General features: G+C 56.3%; 20 protein-coding genes and 2 pseudogenes. 10 read left to right on the plus strand and 12 right to left on the minus strand.

The window, feature by feature from the left end; all coding sequences use genetic code 11:
- The first annotated feature begins 267 nt into the window (after positions 1-267).
- Together AC4ANK_RS07800 and AC4ANK_RS07805 are read left to right on the plus strand one after the other, a co-directional pair.
- Positions 268-1,176, plus strand: a pseudogene (locus AC4ANK_RS07800) (hypothetical protein).
- A gap of 218 nt (positions 1,177-1,394) precedes the next feature.
- Positions 1,395-2,144: an IS5 family transposase gene (locus AC4ANK_RS07805; protein ID WP_460382697.1), complete on the plus strand. Its 750-nt coding sequence runs from the start codon at positions 1,395-1,397 to the stop codon at positions 2,142-2,144.
- On the opposite strand, the gene AC4ANK_RS07810 is transcribed toward AC4ANK_RS07805, so the two are convergent.
- Both AC4ANK_RS07810 and AC4ANK_RS07815 read right to left on the minus strand, forming a co-directional pair.
- Complete coding sequence (locus tag AC4ANK_RS07810) at positions 2,104-2,775, minus strand: hypothetical protein (protein ID WP_460383225.1); 672 nt, start codon at positions 2,773-2,775, stop codon at positions 2,104-2,106. The genes AC4ANK_RS07805 and AC4ANK_RS07810 overlap by 41 nt on opposite strands.
- A 178-nt stretch (positions 2,776-2,953) precedes the next feature.
- Positions 2,954-3,668 (minus strand): annotated as a pseudogene (locus AC4ANK_RS07815) (hypothetical protein).
- A gap of 204 nt (positions 3,669-3,872) precedes the next feature.
- Here AC4ANK_RS07815 and AC4ANK_RS07820 point away from each other — a divergent pair.
- Both AC4ANK_RS07820 and AC4ANK_RS07825 read left to right on the plus strand, forming a co-directional pair.
- The gene (locus AC4ANK_RS07820; RefSeq protein ID WP_223216150.1) at positions 3,873-4,031 is read left to right on the plus strand and encodes a hypothetical protein; all 159 of its coding nucleotides are present in this window, start codon (positions 3,873-3,875) and stop codon (positions 4,029-4,031) included.
- Positions 4,032-4,181: 150 nt separating this feature from the next.
- Entirely contained in the window at positions 4,182-4,805 is a 624-nt protein-coding gene (locus AC4ANK_RS07825) for a hypothetical protein (RefSeq protein WP_460237431.1), read from the plus strand.
- A gap of 65 nt (positions 4,806-4,870) precedes the next feature.
- Here the strand turns inward: AC4ANK_RS07825 and AC4ANK_RS07830 are convergent, their stop codons facing one another.
- The gene (locus AC4ANK_RS07830; protein WP_002554876.1) at positions 4,871-6,001 is read right to left on the minus strand and encodes an OpgC domain-containing protein; all 1,131 of its coding nucleotides are present in this window, start codon (positions 5,999-6,001) and stop codon (positions 4,871-4,873) included.
- 294 nt (positions 6,002-6,295) lie between these two features.
- Here AC4ANK_RS07830 and AC4ANK_RS07835 point away from each other — a divergent pair, with 294 nt between their 5' ends.
- The 3 genes from AC4ANK_RS07835 (at position 6,296) to AC4ANK_RS07845 (ending at position 8,227) form a co-directional block, all read left to right on the plus strand.
- Positions 6,296-6,577, plus strand: coding sequence for a type B 50S ribosomal protein L31 (locus tag AC4ANK_RS07835; RefSeq protein WP_002554875.1), 282 nt, complete (start codon positions 6,296-6,298; stop codon positions 6,575-6,577).
- 151 nt (positions 6,578-6,728) lie between these two features.
- Complete coding sequence (gene ddlA / locus AC4ANK_RS07840) at positions 6,729-7,820, plus strand: D-alanine--D-alanine ligase (RefSeq protein WP_002554874.1); 1,092 nt, start codon at positions 6,729-6,731, stop codon at positions 7,818-7,820.
- Positions 7,817-8,227 carry an NUDIX hydrolase gene (locus AC4ANK_RS07845; protein WP_002554873.1) on the plus strand — a complete coding sequence of 137 codons (411 nt, stop codon included), beginning with the start codon at positions 7,817-7,819 and terminating at the stop codon, positions 8,225-8,227. Before ddlA ends, AC4ANK_RS07845 begins: the two co-directional genes overlap by 4 nt.
- 38 nt (positions 8,228-8,265) lie before the next feature.
- Here the strand turns inward: AC4ANK_RS07845 and metR are convergent, their stop codons facing one another.
- Entirely contained in the window at positions 8,266-9,183 is a 918-nt protein-coding gene (gene metR / locus AC4ANK_RS07850) for a transcriptional regulator MetR (RefSeq protein WP_002554872.1), read from the minus strand.
- A gap of 106 nt (positions 9,184-9,289) precedes the next feature.
- On the opposite strand from metR, the gene AC4ANK_RS07855 reads away from it, so the two are divergent.
- The 3 genes from AC4ANK_RS07855 (at position 9,290) to AC4ANK_RS07865 (ending at position 11,869) form a co-directional block, all read left to right on the plus strand.
- The gene (locus AC4ANK_RS07855) at positions 9,290-10,024 is read left to right on the plus strand and encodes a 5-methyltetrahydropteroyltriglutamate--homocysteine methyltransferase (RefSeq protein WP_005732226.1); all 735 of its coding nucleotides are present in this window, start codon (positions 9,290-9,292) and stop codon (positions 10,022-10,024) included.
- 123 nt (positions 10,025-10,147) lie between these two features.
- Positions 10,148-11,140 (plus strand): alpha/beta fold hydrolase, encoded by a 993-nt coding sequence (locus AC4ANK_RS07860; RefSeq protein WP_080164866.1) that lies wholly within the window; start codon positions 10,148-10,150, stop codon positions 11,138-11,140.
- Between the two features lie 81 nt (positions 11,141-11,221).
- Entirely contained in the window at positions 11,222-11,869 is a 648-nt protein-coding gene (locus AC4ANK_RS07865; protein ID WP_002554869.1) for a DsbA family oxidoreductase, read from the plus strand.
- A 131-nt stretch (positions 11,870-12,000) separates the two neighbouring features.
- Here AC4ANK_RS07865 and aauR read toward each other — a convergent pair whose 3' ends face one another.
- From aauR to AC4ANK_RS07905, 8 genes are all read right to left on the minus strand, one after another.
- Positions 12,001-13,329 (minus strand): two-component response regulator AauR, encoded by a 1,329-nt coding sequence (aauR, locus tag AC4ANK_RS07870; RefSeq protein WP_460383219.1) that lies wholly within the window; start codon positions 13,327-13,329, stop codon positions 12,001-12,003.
- A gap of 10 nt (positions 13,330-13,339) precedes the next feature.
- Positions 13,340-15,271 (minus strand): two-component sensor histidine kinase AauS, encoded by a 1,932-nt coding sequence (aauS, locus tag AC4ANK_RS07875; RefSeq protein ID WP_002554867.1) that lies wholly within the window; start codon positions 15,269-15,271, stop codon positions 13,340-13,342.
- A gap of 55 nt (positions 15,272-15,326) precedes the next feature.
- Positions 15,327-16,061 carry an amino acid ABC transporter ATP-binding protein gene (locus tag AC4ANK_RS07880; protein WP_002554866.1) on the minus strand — a complete coding sequence of 245 codons (735 nt, stop codon included), beginning with the start codon at positions 16,059-16,061 and terminating at the stop codon, positions 15,327-15,329.
- Entirely contained in the window at positions 16,058-16,726 is a 669-nt protein-coding gene (locus AC4ANK_RS07885) for an amino acid ABC transporter permease (protein WP_170947361.1), read from the minus strand. Before AC4ANK_RS07885 ends, AC4ANK_RS07880 begins: the two co-directional genes overlap by 4 nt.
- Positions 16,723-17,469 carry an amino acid ABC transporter permease gene (locus AC4ANK_RS07890; RefSeq protein ID WP_002554864.1) on the minus strand — a complete coding sequence of 249 codons (747 nt, stop codon included), beginning with the start codon at positions 17,467-17,469 and terminating at the stop codon, positions 16,723-16,725. Before AC4ANK_RS07890 ends, AC4ANK_RS07885 begins: the two co-directional genes overlap by 4 nt.
- 130 nt (positions 17,470-17,599) lie before the next feature.
- On the minus strand, positions 17,600-18,514 hold the full coding sequence (locus AC4ANK_RS07895) for a glutamate/aspartate ABC transporter substrate-binding protein (RefSeq protein ID WP_460383216.1): 915 nt from the start codon (positions 18,512-18,514) through the stop codon (positions 17,600-17,602).
- Between the two features lie 347 nt (positions 18,515-18,861).
- A complete protein-coding gene (gene glpD / locus AC4ANK_RS07900; protein ID WP_002554862.1) occupies positions 18,862-20,400 on the minus strand; it encodes a glycerol-3-phosphate dehydrogenase in 1,539 nt (512 codons plus the stop codon).
- A 440-nt stretch (positions 20,401-20,840) separates the two neighbouring features.
- On the minus strand, positions 20,841-21,596 hold the full coding sequence (locus tag AC4ANK_RS07905; RefSeq protein ID WP_031596991.1) for a DeoR/GlpR family transcriptional regulator: 756 nt from the start codon (positions 21,594-21,596) through the stop codon (positions 20,841-20,843).
- Between the last annotated feature and the right edge of the window lie 22 nt (positions 21,597-21,618).

A 21,618-nucleotide genomic window follows, 5' to 3' on the forward strand; every position in this document is an offset into this window, starting at 1 on the left:
GGCTGAGGCGATGCCTGGACTGGCATGGCTTGTATGCTTTTTCGTCTAAGCACAGGGTTTGACTGAAAAAATATCAGTCATAGATAAGCGCCTGAAAAGCATTCTTTATAAATCCAGGCGTTGGACTTATAAAATATTATTGGTTATTTGTAGGACGTTTCCGATAATTGTTTCCAACGCTTGATCTCGAATTAAACAGGTGATTACGTCCGGTTTTGTCAGTGGCAATGATGCCCTGATTAGTTAATCCCTATCGAGATCAACAAAATGAAAAACAAGAAAAACAAGGCAGGTCGTGCGTTTGTGTCTGGATTGCTCTCGGCAATGTCTTATCACGCCATGGGTCAAGTAGAAGGAGCTCCTGTCGTCAGTCAACAACCAATGTTGCAGGAACGGGCTGTACAAAACCCAAGCCATTCGAATCCTGTGGTGCTGTCGGACAAGATTCATCAGATCAGTCATATTCTGGAGAATACCTCGGCAGTTCATCAGTATAATTTCACCGCTGCGCGCGGCCAGAATGTACTGATTACAACGCCGGATTCGGATTACGACCAGAAATGGAGGTTGGAGTATCAGGTTGATGGCGGCCGGTGGCAGCCCAAGCGTCATTCATCGGCGCAGAGAATCGAAGGGCTTAATCCTGGTTCACAAGTCTCAATATACGTATTGTCGCGACTGACGGTGCCAGGTTTGATACCACTGATTACAGCGTGGTGTTTGGCTCGTTTCCTCATATGCGTTATGACTTACACCACGAAGAGGGCTTCAGGGTTGATTCCGTATGGTTTCACCAAACCCGCTTTTCTGGCGACACAAGCGCTCACAGAGGCAATGCTCGAGGTTACGTTTACCGACAGCAAGGCTTTTCCGCTGGAGGGCGGTGTATTTGATTTCGAGCTCAGTATCAAACATCACCAGGCTAACGGACAATACACCTCGGACAGTTCGGGGAAAATAATGCAGCGGGTAACGTTTAAACGCTGCGAGGGTGGTTTGCTCGCTGATAACTTCACTCACTTAAGTGAAAACGGGCGAGAAACCTGGAGTACTCGCTACGGGCCAAAAAAGTATTGGGCTAATAATAGGCTCGCTGAACAATTGGCGGATAAACCTCATGTGTACAACTTGGGGCTGATTTGCAATCGCTGGCTGATCAACTGGTCAAGGAACTGATTTAAAAAACGCTCTGTCTGCCGTAGGCGCTACAGAGCGTTTTCTGACCGTCAGGCCCTTGTATCGATCAAGTGTGTCGAATCTTTTTCTGCTTTTTCTTTGATCTGACTTATCCAGATTTCACTAGGGTCTGTTCCCGTTTCGACGTAACCCATTGATCTCTATGAGAACAGGCCCGTATTGTTGGAGTTCTCACACAACACCAATACGAGCCTGCAATGCCCCGATTAATGCTCAGTGATGAGCACTGGCCGAAGCTTCGAGAAATTTTGCTGCACGAATCGATCTACAACAAGCGAGATTTGCGCACCACGGTTGAAGGCATGCTGTACCGCATGCGTGTGGGTTGCCCTTGGCGAGACCTGCCGAAAGCGTTTGGAAACTGGAGCAAGGTCTACAAGCGGTTCAATGCCTGGTCTGCTTCAGGCAAGTGGGTCAAGGTGCTTGAGGTGCTGATGACCGATCCTGACATGGAGTGGGTTTTCATTGATGGCAGTTATGTAAAGGCTCATCAGCACAGTGCAGGTGCTGCCAGCACGCAGGACCAGGCCATCGGAAAAAGCCGAGCCGGTAACACCAGCAAGATTCACCTGGCTGTAGACGCTTGTGGGCTGCCCATTGCATTTGACGTGACCGGAGGCCAGACCAATGATTGTTCGCAGGCGGCCTCGTTGATTGCCAAGATGCCCAATGCAGAAGTGATCATTGCGGACAAGGGCTACGACACTGAAGCGATACGCGCTCAGGTCGAGCAGCAAGGCAGCAAAGTGGTGATTCCACGAAAGCGCAATTCTCTGAAAGGGAACGCAGATCTGGACAAAGGGTTATATCGCAATCGACATCTCGTAGAAAACGCCTTTGCCCGGTTGAAGCATTTCCGGGCGGCGGCTTCTCGGTTCGACAAACTCAAGAGAAACTATGAAAGCGTCATAGCAATGGCCTGCGCTTTTCTGTGGCTGCCAATGTGAAACGGGAACAGACCCTAGGGTCATCTTTTTTGCTGAGTGCTATTTTTCCAAGATCAATGATGTTTTGAAAATTTAGCAGGTCAAGTTTATAGGTTCCTTTGAATGTGTCTGTGTCATGGTCAGCCAGCGTCATGAGGATTTTGGCATGCGTGATCGCAGCATCCTTGAGGTGGGTTTTTTGGTTGATGGCATCTGATAAATACTTGATTTCATTGGTGCCTAACTTATCGTCCAAGTCTATTATTTTAAGCTCGGCATCATCGCCTATCGTATAGCTGAAATTTTTACCCGTCAGGTCGGGCCGCAAATCTATAAGCTCCGCTCTGAACTCCTGGTAGAAACAGGATTGTAATTCCGACATGAGCAATGCATCCACATTAAGGTGCTCTAGATAAAGCTCTTTTGTCATTGGGCGAATGACTTTTTTAGTCGGGTCTTTCTCGTCGGGATGGTTGGAGGTGAATTGCAGCCACGGCTCTTCCTCACGCGTGTAGAAAGCATTTGCAAACTCTTCTTTTTTACTCAGTGCCGGTTTATCCTCAGGCGATCGTGGGAGGGGTTTTGTTTGGAGGTGGGTCAAGGGGCGCGACGGAGGAAGTAAAAAGTCGGAAGTAATAGTGCTAATGTACATTTTCTGCTCCTTGCTGAATGACTGTATCTTTCTTGTTATCGGTGAATGGGCTGGATACTTGGGCTGATAAAGCTGTGGGAAAATTCCTGGTCACAGGCTTTGTGTGATCTGCGTCACGAACCAACTGCATGTCACTGGTTATTCCGAGCGAAATATCAACGGCCTGTATTTGCATTCATCAAACGTGCACATCAACCAGAGGTTTTGGTTCTTCCTCACGCTTCGGCGCATAGCGCTCGATCTGGTAAATAATCGTGTCCATGAAATTGCCAATATGGTTGCGGCTGAAGATCTGTCCGTAGTCGATGACTTTGCTGTAACTCTCCAGATTGAGGGTGTGCTGGTTACCGAATTTTTCCGTGTAATGGTCGAGTAGCGTCATCACAATTTTTGCGTGCGCACGCAGATCCTCTTTCAGTTGTTGACGTTCGTTCAGCTTCTCGGTCAGGTACGTGAACTCTGCCGGGGTGAGAACCTCGTCCGGGTCGGTCACCTGAATGTCCTGATTAAAGCCCAGCGTGAAGCCGAAATGCTTTTTTGACAGCTCTGTATTGAGGTAAAAAAGCTGCTGCTTGAAATCGTGGAAATTGTCGTACATACGGCATATGGTTTGGTCAAAATCCTTAATGTAGTTTTCCAGATACCTGCCTCGGATATCTTTTGCTTCCTTTTCAGACATGTTCTCTAAAATAGCGCGTCCTGCCGCCGAATTTTTGTAGCTGGAAAACCAAGGTGTCTCTTCGGTTGTATAGAATTCAGCGTTCGGGTCACGCGGTTTTTTTTTGTTCTGGCTCTGTAGGGAGCTTGTTCAAAAGGGGCGAGGCTATCTCGTTTTTTTTATCAAACAGGGTTTGCCATTCTTGTGCGGAGATGTAGTTAGGGCCGATATTCATTGTGCACCTGATTTTCTGTAGTCAATTTACTAACGGCACGAACAGGGAAAACTTGCGCTGAGAAGAGTGTAGGAATATTCCCAGGTTGCTGGGGTGGCAATTGTTTTGTAGGAAGTTTCTTTATTTTTCGTTTTGCTATTGACCTTGAGGTTGGATTTCTATTACGTCCTGTTTTAGGTGTTTTATTAATATTAGGAGCGTCACATGAATAATCTCAAGGCAGCAAAGATTTTGGCATTTTCGTTGTTGGCATGCGCTTTACACCCGCAAGCGATAGCACACGAAGTGGGGCGGAATATTTTAAATGAGCAGGCAAGTGAGGCGGAAGTTTTAGAGGGATCTGGCGAGGTTAGAACGGAATAGGCTGTAGAACCTAAATTTACTGAGCTGCCTGACAAATTTAATATTATCAAGGATTCATTGGTAAGCGCAGCGGACAGCCACTATTACGGCTTCACAGCATTGCGCGGGCAAAAGGTTTTGATTCAAGGGCATCTGTCCGGATCTGCTCAGTTGGAAATTCACGATGGCGCTAAATGGAATATGCTCGCCAGTGGTCAGAAAATGGTGCTCCCTTCTTTGACTCTTGGGCAGGATGTAATTGTTCGGGTTTCTCATAACGAGTCCAGTACTTTTGTACAAGGTTCTACCTGTGGCCTGATACTGGGTTCATTTCCAAAGGTCACCTATGCTCGCCTGCGAGATCAGCCATATGGTATGTCAAGAATACCTCCGGATGCGTCTACCCTGGGGCCGTTATCTGCTCAAGGAATAAGCAACGTTGTTCTGGAGATCGATATGACTGATTCGACAGGGACGCCCCTGGAAGGGGGCATTGCGTCATACTCAATTGATCTGCCGAAGTCCGATAAGTCCCGTCCCACTGGCCTTGTGAAGACTGACGCATCCGGTAAAGTCCGCACAGTGGTAGATATTGGCCGCTGCGTCGGTGGTAACGATGCGGATGTTTTTGCAGAGAAAGACAGATGGACACATATTTGGCGCACCCAATATTTTGAAGGTAGTTGGGTGGTGGATAATCCTTATGCTTTAAATACTGGCCTTGACACACCTCATCCTGATAAAGGGCAAGTCGGACATATCTGTCATCAGAGACTGATCAAAAGTACCCCGTAAGTAAATGTGTAAAGAAGACTGGCAAATGCGTTTTGCCAGTCTTTGCATTTGCAATGCTCCTTCCTTTACACCGCTATGGCGGCCTTATATCTCCCCAGCCGCTTATTCAACTCCAGCCCATTGGCCATCAGCATCATCAAGCCGAGCCCGACAATCGCGGTAGTCACCTGCATAGGCCATGTATCACCTGCCAGTGCATTTGCCATGTCTGCCAGTGGCGCGAGCAATACGCCCAGGCAGAAGACTTCCAGCGAATAACGGCCCATGCGGCAGGTCTGGCGGGCGGGCCAGTTTTCGAGCCAGGTGCTTGAGGTCGGCAGCAGTCGGGCGACGACGTAGACCAGTGCAAGGAAGTGCAGCAGGCGCGCGGGTGCCAGGTCGGTTTTGCTGATTGGGTACAAGGCGTCGAGGTGCAGGGTCGAGACCAGTGCGCTGTGCAGGCCGGGCCATTTTTCGCTGAAGGTCAGCATCCCGGCGATCAACACGTAGACGGCGGCCATCAGGAACAGCGGTTGTTGGCGCAACGGAGAGTGTACGGCGGGTGTGGCTGTTTCGCTGCGCAATGCACAGGCACCGCCGAGAATGAACAGCAACTGCCAGGCCACCGGATTGAAATACCACACGCCACCGCCTTCATAGGCACGCAGGTTCCAGCCGAGCAACGGCACCATCAGGTACAGGGCAATCGACAGGCCGACCGCCAGTTCCAGTTTGCGCAGCATCAATGGCAAGGTCAGCGGCAAGGTCAGCAACAGCACGATATACAGCGGCAACGGGTCGGTCAGGTTGGGCTTGAAACGCAGCAACAGTTCATCGGCCAATGCCTGTTGCGGGTTGCCGACGAAGTATTCAAGGCCCATCTGCTGGACCATGTCGCGCGTCTCGACATGGTTGTTGGCGACGAAGACTATGCCCATCAGCAGGGTCAGCAGAAAGATATGCACCACATACAGCACCCAGGTGCGGCGCAGGATCCGCACGCCAGCCACCAGCATGCCGTCGCGCCGGGCGATGCGTCCATAGGCCATGATCGATGCGTAACCGGCAAGAAAGACAAAGATTTCCGCTGCGTCGCTGAAGCCGAAGTTGCGTACGGTCAACTGCGCGAGCGGGTTGTCCGGCACGTGATCCCAGAATATGAAGATCAGCGCCAGGCCGCGAAAGAAGTCGATTCGATGATCGCGTCCGTTAGTCATAACGGTGGACTCTTGAAAGTGCTAATGAGTAAAGATCGGCCACAGAGGCTCAGGTTCCAGGCCAGCGACCAGTGACGTTCGGCGGCGCGGCAGGGTGCCGTTAATTCGGCCCGATTGCAAAAGCACGCTATTACAGAATGTCTCTGGCGCGCTGGTTCTGGCGGTTGCAGGACGACAGCTGCTGCACGCGCGCGTTCGATCAAGCTCGCCAATGATAGCAATCAACAGCAATCATTCTCATCTTCTGTTATGTTACTGTATAACGATTGCAGTCAACTCACCGGAGAGCTAACCATGAAACCCGACATCCATCCCGCTTACCGTACTGTGCTGTTCCACGACACCGCTGCCGACGTCTACTTCCTGATCGGCTCGACCGTAGACACAGACCGTACGCAGCAGCACACCGACGGCAACACCTATCCTTATGTCGCGCTAGACGTGTCCAGCGCCTCGCACCCGATGTATACCGGGCAGCAGCGCAAGACCACCAACGAGGGCCGGATCGCGGGTTTCAACAAGCGTTTCGCCACCTTCGGCTCTGGCGGCAAGAAAGAAACCGCAGCGGCTCAATGAGCTGTCTGACCTCCCGGTGATGGGCATTTCGCATGGATTGCCCACCACCGGGTTTTTTTTGCCTGAATTCCAGGCGTATGGCCAATCATCTGCTGGACTAACAGCCAACATTGCTTTTATCTTCGCGGCCTGAAAAACAGGAGTAACCGCTTTGAAAAAGTCAGTCGCCATCGTTTTCGGTGGGCAATCCAGCGAGCATGAGGTTTCGTTGCAGTCGGCACGCAACGTGATCAATGCGATTGATCGTGAACGCTATACGCTGACCCTGATCGGCGTCGACAAGCTGGGCCGCTGGTTGCGCTTCGACGAGGGCGACTACCTGCTCAATGCCAATGATCCTGCGCGGATCAAACTGAGCGCATCCGGCAAGCAGTTGTCGCTGTTGCCTGGCAGCACTGGTGGCCAGTTTGTCGAGGTCGAGACAGGCAAGCCACTGGCAGCCATTGACGTGGTATTTCCGCTGATCCACGGCGCGTTTGGTGAGGACGGTGCGTTGCAAGGCGTGCTGCGCATGCTGGCCGTTCCGTTTGTCGGCGCTGACGTACTCGCCTCGGCGGCGTGTATGGACAAAGACGTGACCAAGCGTCTGCTGCGCGATGCAGGCATTGCTGTCGCGCCGTTCATGGTGCTCAGCCGTGCGGAAACCCTGTCGTTCGCCGATGCAGCCACGCAATTGGGCCTGCCGATGTTCGTCAAGCCGGCCAATCAAGGCTCGTCGGTGGGCGTCAGCAAAGTGTCTGACGAGGCTGGCTTCGTGGCTGCGCTGGCATTGGGTTTCGAATTTGACCACAAGCTGCTGATCGAGCAGGGCATCGTCGGCCGGGAAGTGGAGTGCGCGGTACTGGGTAACTTCGATGCGCAGGTCAGTGTCTGTGGCGAAGTGATTGCCAACGACGAGTTCTACGCCTACGACACCAAGTACCTGAATGGTGATCAGGCGCGCATCGCGATACCCGCCGAGTTTCCTGCCGATCTGAGTGATCAGGTGCGTGAAGTCGCGTTGCAGGCTTACAAGGTGCTGGGTTGCGCAGGGCTTTCGCGGGTCGATTTCTTCGTTACCGACACGCGTGACATCATCATCAATGAGGTCAACACGCTGCCTGGCTTCACTTCCATTAGCATGTACCCCAAGCTCTGGCAGGCCAGCGGTCTGACCTACGCCGAACTGATCCATCGCCTGATCGTGCTGGCCCTTGAGCGCGCTGATCAGGCACGTTTGCTGAAAACGGAAATCTTTGCATGAAGATAATCCGCATCGCGGCGGCGCTGCTGATCGGCACAGACGGCCGGACCCTGCTGGTGCGCAAGCGCGGCACTCAGGCATTCATGCAACCGGGCGGCAAGATCGAACCTGGCGAACCGGCACCGCGGGCGCTGGCCAGGGAGCTTGAAGAAGAACTCGGGCTGATCATCGATCCGCAGCAGGCGCTGTTTCTCGGCGAGTTCGTTGCACCGGCTGCCAATGAGCCGGGTTTTGAGGTGTGTTGTCAGCTTTACGAGGTCAGAACTGATGCCCAGGTTCTGCCCGCCGCCGAGATCGAAGAAGTGCTCTGGGTCGGCGCAGACAGTCTTGCGGATGTGCATCTGGCTCCGCTGACACGCGACCTGATCCTGCCGTTGTACCGCCAGCGGCAAACCCGAGCGAACTGAACCCGTGTCGTCCTGTGCCTTGGCGCAGGACTATACTGTCAGCGAACCACGCTAACCCCGTCCAGCGTCGAAAACGAGGTGTCCTTGGCGGTCAGCAGGAAATCGCGCATGTACGGTGCGTCGAGCATGTCGGCGCGAATACCGGCATACAGCGTTGCGAACAGCCCTTTCTCACCCAGGCGCTTGGCCTTCACATAACCGCGTGAGCTGTATTCATGCAGCGCCCAGTGCGGCATCCCACAGACCCCGCGTCCGCTGGCGACCAGTTGCATCATCATCACCGTCAATTCCGAGGTTCGTACCTGTGCAGGCTCGATATCGGCGGGCTCCAGAAAACGGGTAAAGATGTCCAGTCGGTCGCGCTCCACCGGGTAGGTGATCAGCGTTTCGCTGAGCAGGTCTTCTGGAACAATGTACGGCCGGCCCGCCAGCGCGTGTTGATTGGCCACCGCCAGCATCGCTTCATAGGTGAACAGCGGCACGTAGGTGATGCCGGGCAATTCCAGCGGGTCGGACGTCACCACCAAGTCCAGGTCACCACGCGCCAGCGCGGGCAATGGTGCAAACGAGAAGCCGGAAGACAGGTCCAGTTCGACCTCGGGCCAGGCATCGCGGAACTGGTCGATGGTCGGCATCAGCCATTGAAAACAGCTGTGGCATTCGATTGCCATGTGCAGCCTTCCCGCGGTGCCGCCTGCCAGACGGGCGATGTCACGCTCGGCACTGCGCAGTTGCGGCAGCATGGAATCGGCCAATTGCAGCAGGCGCAGACCGGCGCTGGTAAACCGTACCGGTTTGGTCTTGCGCACAAACAGCGGCATGCCCATGCGCTCTTCCAGTTCCTTGAACTGATGGGACAGCGCCGACTGCGTCAGATGCAGGCGTTCGGCGGCCTCCACAAGGCTGTCGGCCTCGCGCAGGGCGTGCAGGGTTTTGAGGTGGCGTATTTCAAGCACCGTCAGTGCTCCATGAGCAGTATTTGTGATCAACACGAAAAAAATGAGTTTGTCTCATGTTGTGTCAGCTGTCGACAATAGACCCATCTTTTATGGAGGACGCATCGTGGCCCTGACTCAACACCCTGACTATTTTCACATTGGCGCAGACCGTGAATTGCAGCACGCTCTGCAGGCTTTCTGGAAACAGGATCAGGGTGTTGCGACAACTGACGCCGAACTGCGCAGCTGGTTGATGGCGCGTTACCCGCAGCAGGTGCCACACCTGAAACGCGACCAGCGTTTTCAGCCTGATTGGGCACCGCTGCTGGCGAGCGTCGCTGAAGCGTGCGAGCAAGGCCGCAAGCCCGCATTGATCGGTCCTCTGACACTGCTCTGGCTAAGTGACGTTCAGGGTGACCAGGTAGATCGGCTCGACCTGCTGGAGCATCTGCTGCCGGTGTATGGCGAGATCTTCGGGCGTCTGGCGGCGCGCGGTGTCGAGTGGATTCAGATCGACGAACCGATCCTGGCGCTCGACCTGCCGCTGGCATGGAGCAACGCCTTCGAACGTGCCTATCACATTCTTCAGTATTCGCCGTTGAAGAAGCTCATTGGTCTTTATCACGGTGACCTGCGGCCCAACCTGGGTATCGCGGCCTTGTTGCCGGTTGCAGGGTTGCATCTGGACAGCGTGACCGAACCGGAGCTGCTGGCTCCGGTGTTTGATCGTCTGCCGGTTTACAAGGTCCTGTCCTTGGGCGAGTGCGACACGCATTCGGGCTGGCACCAGGAGTCACTCCTCGAAGCGCGCGCCCGTTTTGGAAAAAACCTGATGGTGGCGGATCAGTTCGCCGCGTAACGCAACACCCGATTAACGACCGCTCAGCGCCATTCATCAAACTGTCACGCAAGTGTGGCAGCGCGCTTGGGGAAACATCATCAGACTCGCGGCCTACTGGGGATCTGTTTTTTGGTGTTTTTCATGCGGGTTTTAATTTTTCTGGCCGCGCTTCTGTGCGGCTTGCCGTCTTTTGCGGCCGATCGTTGTGATGTCGATGTTCCTGTACAGCATGCTGACCTTAAAGAGGTACGAATTGCCTATCAAAGCATCGGCAGTGAGTCCGACCCTGCCTTGCTGTTGGTAATGGGCCTTGGCGGGCAGTTGATTCATTGGCCGGACGAGGTTGTGGTTGCGCTGTGTCAGCAGGGCTACCGGGTGATTCGCTACGACAATCGCGACGTCGGTCTGTCTACCTGGGTGCAACAGCCAGCCGAGGCCAACCTGACCTTTGAAGTGCTGCGCTACAAGCTGGGCCTGCCGGTCTCTGCGCCGTATTCGCTGACCGATATGGCCGATGATGCCTTGGGCCTGATGGACGCCTTGCAGATTCGCCAGTTTCACGTTCTTGGCGCGAGCATGGGCGGCATGATTGCCCAGCACCTGGCCGATCTGGCCCCGTCGCGGGTCGAAAGCCTGACGCTGATCATGACCAGCTCCGGTGCGCAGGGCTTGCCTATGCCCAGTGCGGCGTTGATGCAACTGCTGGCGCGGCGCGGCGCACCCAACCGGGAAATGGCCATCGAGCAGCAGGCCGATCTGCTTGCAGCGCTGGGCAGCCCGCAGGTCAAGGATGATCGCCAGCAATTGCTGCATCAGGCTGCGGTGTCCTACGACCGGGCCTTCAATCCCGAGGGCGTCAAGCGTCAGATCATGGCGATTCTGGCCGAGCCGAGCCGGGTGGAGTTGCTGAACCGTCTGCGCCTGCCGGTGCTGGTCGTGCATGGCACGGCTGATCCATTGTTGCCGGTCATGCATGGTGTGCATGTGGCCGCGCACATTCAGGGCAGCCAGTTGCGCCTGATTCCGGGGCTGGCTCACCGTTTTCAGGAAGCCTTCAAGGCACCGTTGCTCGGGGCTGTGCTGCCGTACCTGAAAGCCCAGCATGAAGACGGTCGCAGCCTTGCCCAACTGTAAAGCCTGCCCGGTTGTCAGGCACTGACAGAGGTGTATCGTATGGCCCTTGCTTATTGAATCTGCTGACTGAAAAGGGCCGACATGACGACTGCACTGAAGATCGATTTCATCTCCGATGTTTCCTGCCCCTGGTGTGTCATCGGCCTGCGCGCGCTGGATCAGGCGCTGGAGGCGCTGGGGGATGAAGTGCAAGCGCACATCCACTTCCAGCCTTTCGAGTTGAACCCGAACATGCCTGCCGAAGGGCAGGACATCAAAGAGCACATCGCCGAAAAATATGGCTCTACGCCAGAACAGATCGAAAGCATTCACGAGACGATTCGTGAGCGCGGTGCCGAGCTGGGCTTCACCTTTGCCAAGGGCGAGCGACGTATCTACAACACGTTCGATGCTCATCGCCTGTTACACTGGGCCGAACAACAAGGCAAGCAGTACGCATTGAAGCAGGCGCTGTTCGAAGCCTATTTCAGTGACCTGAAAGATCCGTCCAGCCACCAGACCCTGGCAGACGTAGCGCAGAAGGTCGGCCTGGACCGTTTGCGTGCTCAGGCCATCCTCGACAGCGGCGAGTACACCGCAGAGGTCCGCGAAGCCGAGCAACTCTGGACATCCCGCGGTATCACCTCCGTGCCGACCATGGTCTTCAACGACCAGTACGCGGTATCGGGCGGGCAGCCGGTTGAAGTGTTCGTCAGCGCGATCCGGCAGATGCTCAGCGAGTCGAAGTAAGGTACTGCCTGTGCAGGGTCGGTGTCGTGCGGACGCCTATCGTTCCGCACGCTCCAGCGTGGGAATGCAGTGGGTGACGCTCTGCGTCACAGATATGCGCGATACCGCACACTCAAGATTGGACACAGTGCTCAAAGCCCGTATTTCTTGACCTTGTCGAACAAGGTGGTCTTGGCCATGCCCAGTTCCTGACTGGCCTGGCTGAGGTTGCCGCCGCTGCGTTGCAGGGCCTCGCTGAGCAGGGATCGTTCGAAGGCCTCAACCGCTTCGGCAAACCCCAGGCTTTGATTTTCACTGACCGTGCCTGCCTGTTTGAACGCCGGCAGACCCAAGGCAAACCGCTCGGCTACGTTGCGCAGCTCCCTCACGTTACCCGGCCAGTCGTGGCTCATCAGGCTTGAACTGGTCTGTCTGTCCAGCGTCGGCGGCTCACGGTCGAAGCGCAATGACGACAACTGCAGGAAGTGTTCGAACAGTTGCAGAATGTCTTCGCGGCGCTCACGCAATGGCGGCAGCTCCAGCGTGACGACGTTCAGACGGTAATACAGGTCGCTGCGGAACTGACTGGTCTTGCTCAGTGCATTGAGGTCGGATTTGGTCGCCGCAATGACCCGGCAATCCACTGCAACACTTTGGTTCGAACCAAGCCGCTCCAGAGTTCGTTCCTGGAGGACGCGCAACAGTTTGATCTGCAGGTTGACCGGCATGCTTTCCACTTCATCGAGAAACAGCGTGCCATTGTGGGCGTGTTCGATCTTGCCGATGCGCCGCTTGCCCGCGCCGGTAAATGCATTGGCTTCGTGACCGAAAATTTCCGACTCGAACAGGCTTTCTGCCAGCCCGCCGCAATTGAGTGCCACGAACTGACTGTCCTTGCGTCGGCTGAAGTCGTGCAGGCAGCGCGCGACTAGCTCCTTGCCGGTGCCGGTCTCGCCTTCGATCAGCACATTGGCCGACGTATCGGCGACGTTGGTAATCAATGCGCGCAGGTTTTGCATGGCGGGGGAGCGGCCGATGATCCGGCCTTCCAGCGAATCGCGTTCGGCAAGTTGCTTGCGCAACGCCCAGACTTCACGGGCCAGCCCGCGCTGCTCCAGCGCGCGCCGGGTGACGTCGACCAGACGCTCGGGAGAAAAGGGTTTCTCCATGAAATCGTAAGCACCATCGCGCATTGCGTTGACGGCCATGGTGATGTCGCCGTGGCCGGTGATCAGCACCACCGGCAGGCTGTTGTCACGCGCCTTGAGGCGGCTCAATAATTCCAGCCCGTCGATACCCGGCAAACGAATGTCGCTGATGACGATACCGGCAAAATTGTCACCGATGCGCTTGAGGGCGTCTTCGGCGCTTGATACGCCTTCGCTGGCAATGTCTTCCAGCGCCAGCGCCTGCTGGCAGCCGAGCAACACATGCGGGTCGTCTTCGACGATCAGCACGGTCAGGTCGCTGTTGATGCTCATGGGTGTCGTCTCATGTCAGTCCACCTGGGCCGGGGCCGCTCGGGCGATTGTCGGTCGGGGCATCGGGGACAAATGGCAGGCTCAGGAAAAATGTTGTGCCGCCGTCACCTGGGTGCTCTGCGCTCAGGCTGCCCCCGGCTGCGGCGGCGAGGCTCGCCGACAGGGTCAGGCCCAGTCCCAGGCCTTGTTCGCCGGGTTTGGTGGTGAAGAAAGGTTCGAACAGGTGCTTGCGGGTTTTGGTATCGATGCCGTGCCCGTTATCACGTACCCGCAAGCGATAACGCCCGTCTTCAATTGACCCGGTGAGCCACAACTCGGGCGCTGGCTGGTTGAACATGGCGTCCAGCGCATTGCCGATCAGATTGACCAGGATCTGTTCCAGGCGGGTCTGGTCGATGCTCAGGGTGGCGTCGACGAAGTCTCGGTGTAACGTCAGGCCAGACTGCTCCAGGCGTACGCCCAGCAACTGCGCCGCCGCCTCGACGGCCTTGCTCAGTTGCGCCTGGCCCTGATCGTCGCCGCGTCGGGCGAATGCGCGCAGGCTGGCGGTAATGCGGCCCATGCGGTCGACCAGATCATTGATGGTGCGCAGGTTGGCACTGGCGGTGTCCAGCGCGCCTCGCTCAAGAAAACGCACGGTATTGCCGGACAAGGTGCGCAATGCCGCCAGAGGCTGGTTCAATTCATGAGCGATGCTGGTCGACATCTGGCCGATGGCCGCCAGCTTGCCAGCTTGCACCAACTCGTCCTGGGCTCTGCGCAGGGTGTCTTCAGCCTGTCTTCGTTCGCGAATCTGCGCCTTGAGGCGTTCGTTGCTGGCTCGCAGGTGTTCGGTACGCTCGGCGATCTTGCGTTCCAGCTCATTGTTCGCAGCCTGCAGCGCCTCTCTGGCCGCCAGTCGGGTCGAGATCACCTTGCGCCGCTCGTTCCAGGCAATCAGCAGAAAGGTCACTAGCGCGCAGGCCACAGCTACCAGCATGCCCTGATTGGCCGCTTCACGGCGTAGGTCTTCCAGTGGAGTAAGCAGCGTCAGGTGCCAGGCGGTATCGCTCAGCGGACGGCTCTGGGCCAGATAACTGACCTGCTTGTGTTCCCGATCGACACTGACGTTGGCCGGGAAAACAAGCTTTTCGACGCCTTCGGAGAGGGTTTCCCGCTCCAGTGGCACCAGTTCGTTAAGCGGCCACCAGTAATATTGCAGGCTACGGGCCAGGCGTTCCTTGACCTGCGGGGTGAGCGGTCGTACTGACTTCAGGCGCCGAGCCGGGTCGCTCGAGAGGATGATGATGCCGTTCTCGTCGCTGACAAACGCCTCCAGGCGCGCACGCTGCCAGCGTTCTTCCAGTGCTTCAAGGCGTACTTTGATCACGGCGACGCCGATGATCCGGCCTTTGTCTTCCAACCCGTGGGCCAGGTAGTAACCCGATTCGCCCGTGGTGGTGCCAATCCCGTAAAAACGGCCGGGCAGGCCGCGCACGGCGTCCTGAAAGTAGGCGCGGAAGGACAGGTCTTCACCCTGATAACTGTCGGAATCACGCCAGTTGCTGGTGGCCAGCACCCGACCGGTGGTGTCCATCACATAAATGGCACGGCTGCGGCTGCGTCGATTCATCCCTTCCAGATAGCGGTTGACCTGCTGCTGAAGCTCGGGACTCGGTTCGTTGAGCAACTGCGACACGCTGGATTCAAGCTCCAGCACGCTGGGTAAATAGGTGTATTTGCTGATTTCACTCTCGACCGTGCGGGCATGCAGCTCCAGCTGGCGCTCACCGGTCTCGCGCAGGCTCTTGATACCGCTGTGTTCGCTGATCAGGTAGGCGATATAGCCCAGTCCGATCATCAGCATGAGGATCAGTGGCGGTAAAAACAGTTGGCGTATCAGACGAGGTTTCACGGCGAGTGATGGCGGCGCGGCGCGATACAGAGTGGGGTCGCATTTCATCACAGTCGTCCTGAGCCGAACAGCTGCCCGCGAATGCGCGGGCAGCCGGCATTACCTAGTGCTGGAGAATCTTGGCGAGAAATTGCTGAGCGCGTTCCGAACGTGCGCTGACGTCACCGAAAAACTCTTCTTTTTCGCAGTCTTCGACAATCTGTCCCTTGTCCATGAAAATCACCCGATTGGCGACCTTGCGAGCGAAGCCCATTTCGTGGGTCACGCACATCATGGTCATGCCTTCGTGCGCCAGTTGCACCATCACGTCGAGCACTTCGTTGACCATTTCGGGGTCCAGCGCAGACGTCGGTTCGTCAAACAGCATGACCACCGGGTCCATCGCCAGGGCGCGAGCGATGGCAACACGCTGTTGCTGACCACCGGAAAGCTGCCCGGGATGCTTGTGCGCATGCTCGGACAGGCCGACGCGGTCCAGCAGTTTCAGGCCTTTTTCGGTCGCTTCGGCCTTGCTGCGACCCAGTACCTTGATCTGCGCGATGGTCAGGTTTTCGACAATGCTCAGGTGCGGGAACAGTTCGAAGTGCTGAAACACCATGCCGACCCGCGAGCGCAGTTTTGGCAGATTGGTCTTCGAGTCGGAAATCGATGTGCCGTCGACGACAATGTCGCCTTTTTGAAACGGTTCCAGCGCATTCACGCATTTGATCAGGGTCGACTTGCCGGAACCGGAGGGCCCGCACACCACAACCACTTCACCTTTGCTGACCTCGGTGCTGCAATCGGTCAGCACCTGAAAGTCGCCATACCATTTGTTGACGTTTTTGATGGAAATCATACGGCAAACCTTTTTTGCAGACGCTTCACCAGCAGCGAGGCGGCAAAGCTGATCGTGAAATACACCAGACCGGCAATGATCAGGAACTCGTTGGCGCGCCCGATAATGTCGCCACTGGAGCGCGATGCATTGAGAAAGTCCACAAGGCCCACGGTGTACACCAGAGAGGTGTCCTGGAACAGAATGATGCTCTGTTGCAGCAACAGCGGCGTCATCTTGCGAAACGCCTGGGGCAGGATGATCAGTCGCATCATCTGCGAGTAATTCATGCCCAGCGCCTGGGCTGCGCCCATCTGTCCTTTGGAAATCGACTGCACGCCGGCACGGACGATTTCGCAAAAGTACGCGGCTTCGAACATCATGAAGGCCACGACACAGGAAGCGAAGGCCCCGATGGGCGTGTCTTCACCGGTAATCCAGCGCAACACGAATGGCACTGCGAGGTAGAACCAGGTGATCACCAGCAGCAGCGGGATCGAACGGAAGTAGTTCACGTAAGCGCCAGCCACATTGGCCAGCAGCTTGTTTGATGACAGGCGCATCAACGCCAGCAAAGTGCCAAGCACCAGGCCGCCGACAACACCCATTGCCATCAGCTTGAGGGTCATGACCATGCCGTTCCACAGGCCGGGAATGGCCGGAACGATTCCAGTGAAGTCCATTATTTGCCCCCCAGCGAGATGAGTCCGGGTACAGCGACTTTCTTCTCGATCATGCGCATCAGCAGCATCAGGCTCATGTTCAGCGTGAAGTAGATGAGGGTGGCGAGCGTAAAGGCTTCAAACAGGTTGGCGGAAAACTCGGCGGTCTGTTTGGTCTGCGCGAGCAGCTCCATGAGGCCGATCAGCGATGCTACCGACGAGTTCTTGAACACGTTCAGGAATTCGGAAGTGAGCGGCGGAATGATGAGCCGGTAAGCCTGTGGCAACAGCACGTTCCAGTAGATCTGCGGCAGCTTGAAGCCCATTGCACGCGCGGCCGATTCCTGGCCCTTTGGCAGTGCTTCAATGCCGGTACGCACCTGTTCGCAGACCCGTGCAGCGGTAAACAGACCCAGGCAGACCACCACGCTCAGGAACGCGGAGGTAGTCGGGTTGAGGTCCTGCTTGTACCACTCCTGCAGGTTTTCCGGCAGCAGGTCGGGCACCAGAAAGTACCAGATGAACAGCTGTACCAGCAGTGGCACATTACGGAAAATTTCCACGTATACCGTGGCAATACCCGATACCAGACGGCTTGGTACGGTGCGCATGACGCCCAGTACCGAACCCAGTATCAGGGCAATGATCCAGGCAACGACAGCAATGGCGATGGTCCAGCCCAGGCCGGATATGAACCAGTCCAGATAGGTCTCGCTGCCGACGCCGGTGGACTTGAAGAACACGCCCCAGTCCCAGTTGTAATTCATCAGGGTCTCCCCCTATTTTTCTATTTATATCGAGATGTACGCACTGTCGGACTTCGAGAGTGAGGAGCCGGTCCCGAACAGGTTTTGCCTGCTCGGGATGCGATCAGTTCAGGCTGGCTGAACCGGTTGCTCAGGCTTTCTTGTCTTCTGCGGCCTTGTCGGTCGGGTTCTGAATCAGTTCCTTGAGCTTGTCGCTCATCGGGAAATTCAGATTCAGCCCTTTAGGCGGGACGGGGGACATGAACCACTTGCTGTAGATGGCGTTGATATCGCCAGACTTGTAGGTGGCAATAATGGCGTCATCCACTGCCTTCTTGAACGGGGCATCGCCCTTGCGGACCATGCAGCCGTAGATTTCGTAGGATTGCGCAGTACCGGTCACTGCCCAGTCATCCGGCTTCTTGGCCTTGGCCATCTCGCCGGCCAGCAGCGCGTCGTCCATCATGAATGCGACCGCACGGCCAGACTCAAGCATCTGGAAGGATTCGCCGTGGTCCTTGGCCGAGATCACGTTCATGCCCATCTGCTTGTCGGCGTTCATCGCCTTGAGGATGCGCTCGGACGTTGTGCCCGCGGTGGTCACTACGTTCTTGCCTTTCAGGTCATCGAAGTCCTTGTAGCTGGAGTCTTTTTTCGACAGCAGGCGCGTGCCGACTTCGAAGATGCCGATGGAGAAGTCGACCTGCTGCTGACGCTCGACATTGTTGGTGGTCGAACCACATTCAACGTCGACGGTGCCGTTCTGAACCAGCGGAATACGGGTCTGAGACGTTACCAGGTTGTACTTGACCTTGGGGTCAGGTATGTCGAGGTCTTTCTTGATGGCTTCGACGATTTTCAGCTGGATGTCATGCGAGTAGCCCATCGGTACGCCAGAAGCGTCTGCGATGTAGGAAAACGGAATGGACGCGTCACGGTGGCCCAGCGTGATGGTGCCGGATTCCTTGATTTTCTTCAGGGTGCCGGTAAGTTCGGCGGCGAAAACCGGGGTGCTGATCAGAGCGACAGTGATTGTTACGCCCAACAGGTGGGGAACGATGCGCATTGATGAATCCTTGATTTCATTTTTATTGATGGGGCCGCAATGGGAGGCAGCCCGCTTCTTGGCGAATGCTTCAACGGCGTCCTGATCCAGACACACGCCCTGTCGAAACGCTCGGTTCAGAGTGTATAGCATGAATCGTGCCAAGCAGCTTGAATCAATCAAGGCTATGAATTTAAAAGATTTTATTCGTGATTGAACGCGACGCCCGGAATCGAAGCGTCCGGGAAGCCGAATCAGGCAGAGCGAAATGTTCGGAAAACCGAATGCAACCGGGTATTCAGGGGAGGGCGGTGCAGAGGAACAAACCTGTTCGCCGCGCGATGGGCGAACAGGTGGTATGCGAGCTATCAGGCAGCCTCGATAGCGGCCTTGTTGCGCACAACGGTTTCCAGATAGCTGCGCACAGCGGCCTGTTCTTCAGGCGTGGTGAACAAGCCAAGCTTGGTACGGCGCCACAGGATGTCTTCGATGCTGGTAGCCCATTCCTGGTCGCACAGGTAATCGACCTCTCGGGTGTACAGACCTGCACCCAGATGCTGGCCGAGGTCTTCCAGACCCTGCGCGCCTTCCAGCAAACGCCAGCTGCGGCTGCCGTAGGTAATCGCCCAGCGTTTGGCGATAGGCGCGGGCAGCCAACTGAAGCGGCGAGTCATTTCTGCTGCCAGGGCTTCTGGCGTGGTCATGTCTTCGCCGCCTGGCAGTGCTGCCTTGGCCGTCCAGCTCGGTTTCATCTGCTTGAAGAACGGTGCCAATTGCGTCATCGCCGATTCGGCCAGTTTGCGGTAGGTGGTCAGCTTGCCGCCGAACACCGACAGAATTGGCGCCTCGTCCGCGCCGCCTGACAACGAAAGCGTGTAATCACGGGTAATGGCAGACGGATTATCGGACTCGTCGTTGCACAGCGGGCGCACGCCAGAGAATGTGTGGAGCACGTCTGCGCGACTCAACTGTTTCTTGAAGTGGTCGTTGGCCACTTTCAGCACGTAATCCATCTCGCCTTCGGTGATGTCCACCTTGTTCGGATCGCCCTGATACTCACGGTCGGTGGTGCCGACGATGGTGAAGTGCTCCAGGTACGGAATCGTGAACACGATGCGCTTGTCTTCGTTCTGCAGAATGAACGCGTGCTCACCCTCGTACAGTTTCGGCACGATCAGGTGGCTGCCTTGAATCAGGCGGATGCCGTAAGCCGAATCGAGCTTGAGGTCTTCACGGATGAACTTGGCCACCCACGGGCCTGCCGCATTGACCAATGCCTTGGCGTGGATCGAGAACAGGCTGCCGTCGCTGCGCTCAAGATGCAGGTGCCACATGCCCTTGATACGGCGGGCGCTGACACAGCGAGTCTGAGTATGAATGTGCGCGCCGTTTTCACGCGCGGCCATGGCGTTGAGCACCACCAGACGAGCGTCGTCGACCCAGCAATCGGAGTATTCGAAGCCACGGGTGATGCTCGAGTTGAGCGGGCTGTCCGCACCAAAACGAATGGTTTTCGAAGCGGGCAGCTTTTCGCGCTTGCCGAGGTTGTCATACAGGAACATGCCGGCACGAATCATCCACGCTGGACGCAGGTGCGGGCGGTGAGGCAAGACAAAACGCATGGGTTTGACGATGTGCGGCGCTTTGGCAAGCAGCACTTCGCGCTCTGCGAGCGCCTCGCGGACCAGACGGAATTCGTAGTGCTCAAGATAGCGCAGGCCGCCATGAATCAGCTTGCTGCTGGCCGAGGACGTGTGGCTGGCCAGGTCGTCCTTCTCGCAAAGAAAAACCGACAGGCCGCGACCGGAGGCATCCGCCGCAATACCGACACCATTGATGCCACCGCCAATAACGGCGATGTCGTAAACCTCGGAGAGGGGTTGGGTTGGCACGGTAGTGTGGGGCATTGGTGGCCTCCTGGACAATTCGTGAGCAAAGCTCGAAAGGCGAATCTGAACATTAATGTTCACTTTCGAAAATAATAGCTCAATAAAATTGCCCTTGCCAGCACGTATCGATTGAAAATACTGATGGTGGAGTCAGGAAAAGAACAAAAATGAACATTGTAGGGCGGGATGTTATGCGCGGGATGATCGTATTTTCTGATGCTTTTCGTTCTGCACGTGCCAGCCTAGACACCTCTCGTGTCTCAGGCTCCAGCGGGAATGCAGATCGCGACGCTCTGGCCGCACGAGGACGCAGAGCGTCCAGAAAGGCATGCGACGCGGAGCGTCGCACGATATTCGGCGCTCTGCGTTACACATCTGCGCCGTGCCTCATATTCAGGATAGGGCGCAGAGTGTCCAGAACGGCATGTGTAATCGCGGAAACCACTCGTTCCTGACAATCACACTACTTCCAGACGAATTTTGTGCTGATTCAGCAACTGCTGCAGCGCGGGCACAGGGGGCTGGTCGGTTACCAGGCAGTCGATGAGGGTGATTGGCCCCAAGCGGACCATCGCATTACGCCCGAACTTGCTGGAGTCAGCCGCCAGCAGCACTTTGCGTGCGTTGGCGATGATCGCCTGGGAAACCCGTACTTCCTGATAATCGAAATCCAGCAGGCTGCCGTCTTCATCAATACCGCTGATGCCGACCAGCGCGAAGTCCACCTTGAACTGGGTAATGAAGTCGATACTTCCCTGGCCCACGACGCCGCCGTCACGACGCACATTGCCGCCAGCTATCAGGACCTCGAAATCATCCTTGGTACTGAGGATCGATGCCACATGCAGGTTATTGGTGATGATTTTCAGGTTGTTGTGGTTGAGCAGGGCGCGTGCGATGGATTCGGTGGTGGTGCCGATATTGATGAACAACGAGGCGTTGTCCGGGATCTGCGAGGCGATGGCCTCGGCGATCCGTTGTTTTTCGTCGCGCATCTGATCCGCACGCATGGCGTAGGCGGTGTTTTCGATGCTGGAGTCATAGGCCGCGCCGCCGTGGTAGCGACGCAGCAGATTCATTTCCGCCAGTTGATTGATATCACGGCGGATGGTTTGTGGGGTCACGACGAACAGCGTCGCCATTTCCTCAATGCTGACGTAACCACGGTCACGGACCAGTTCGAGGATCTGTTGTTGGCGGGGAGGCAGGTTCATTGTTTTTCCTTGAGCGCCCTCT

This window comes from Pseudomonas sp. Pmew2, from assembly GCF_058129885.1.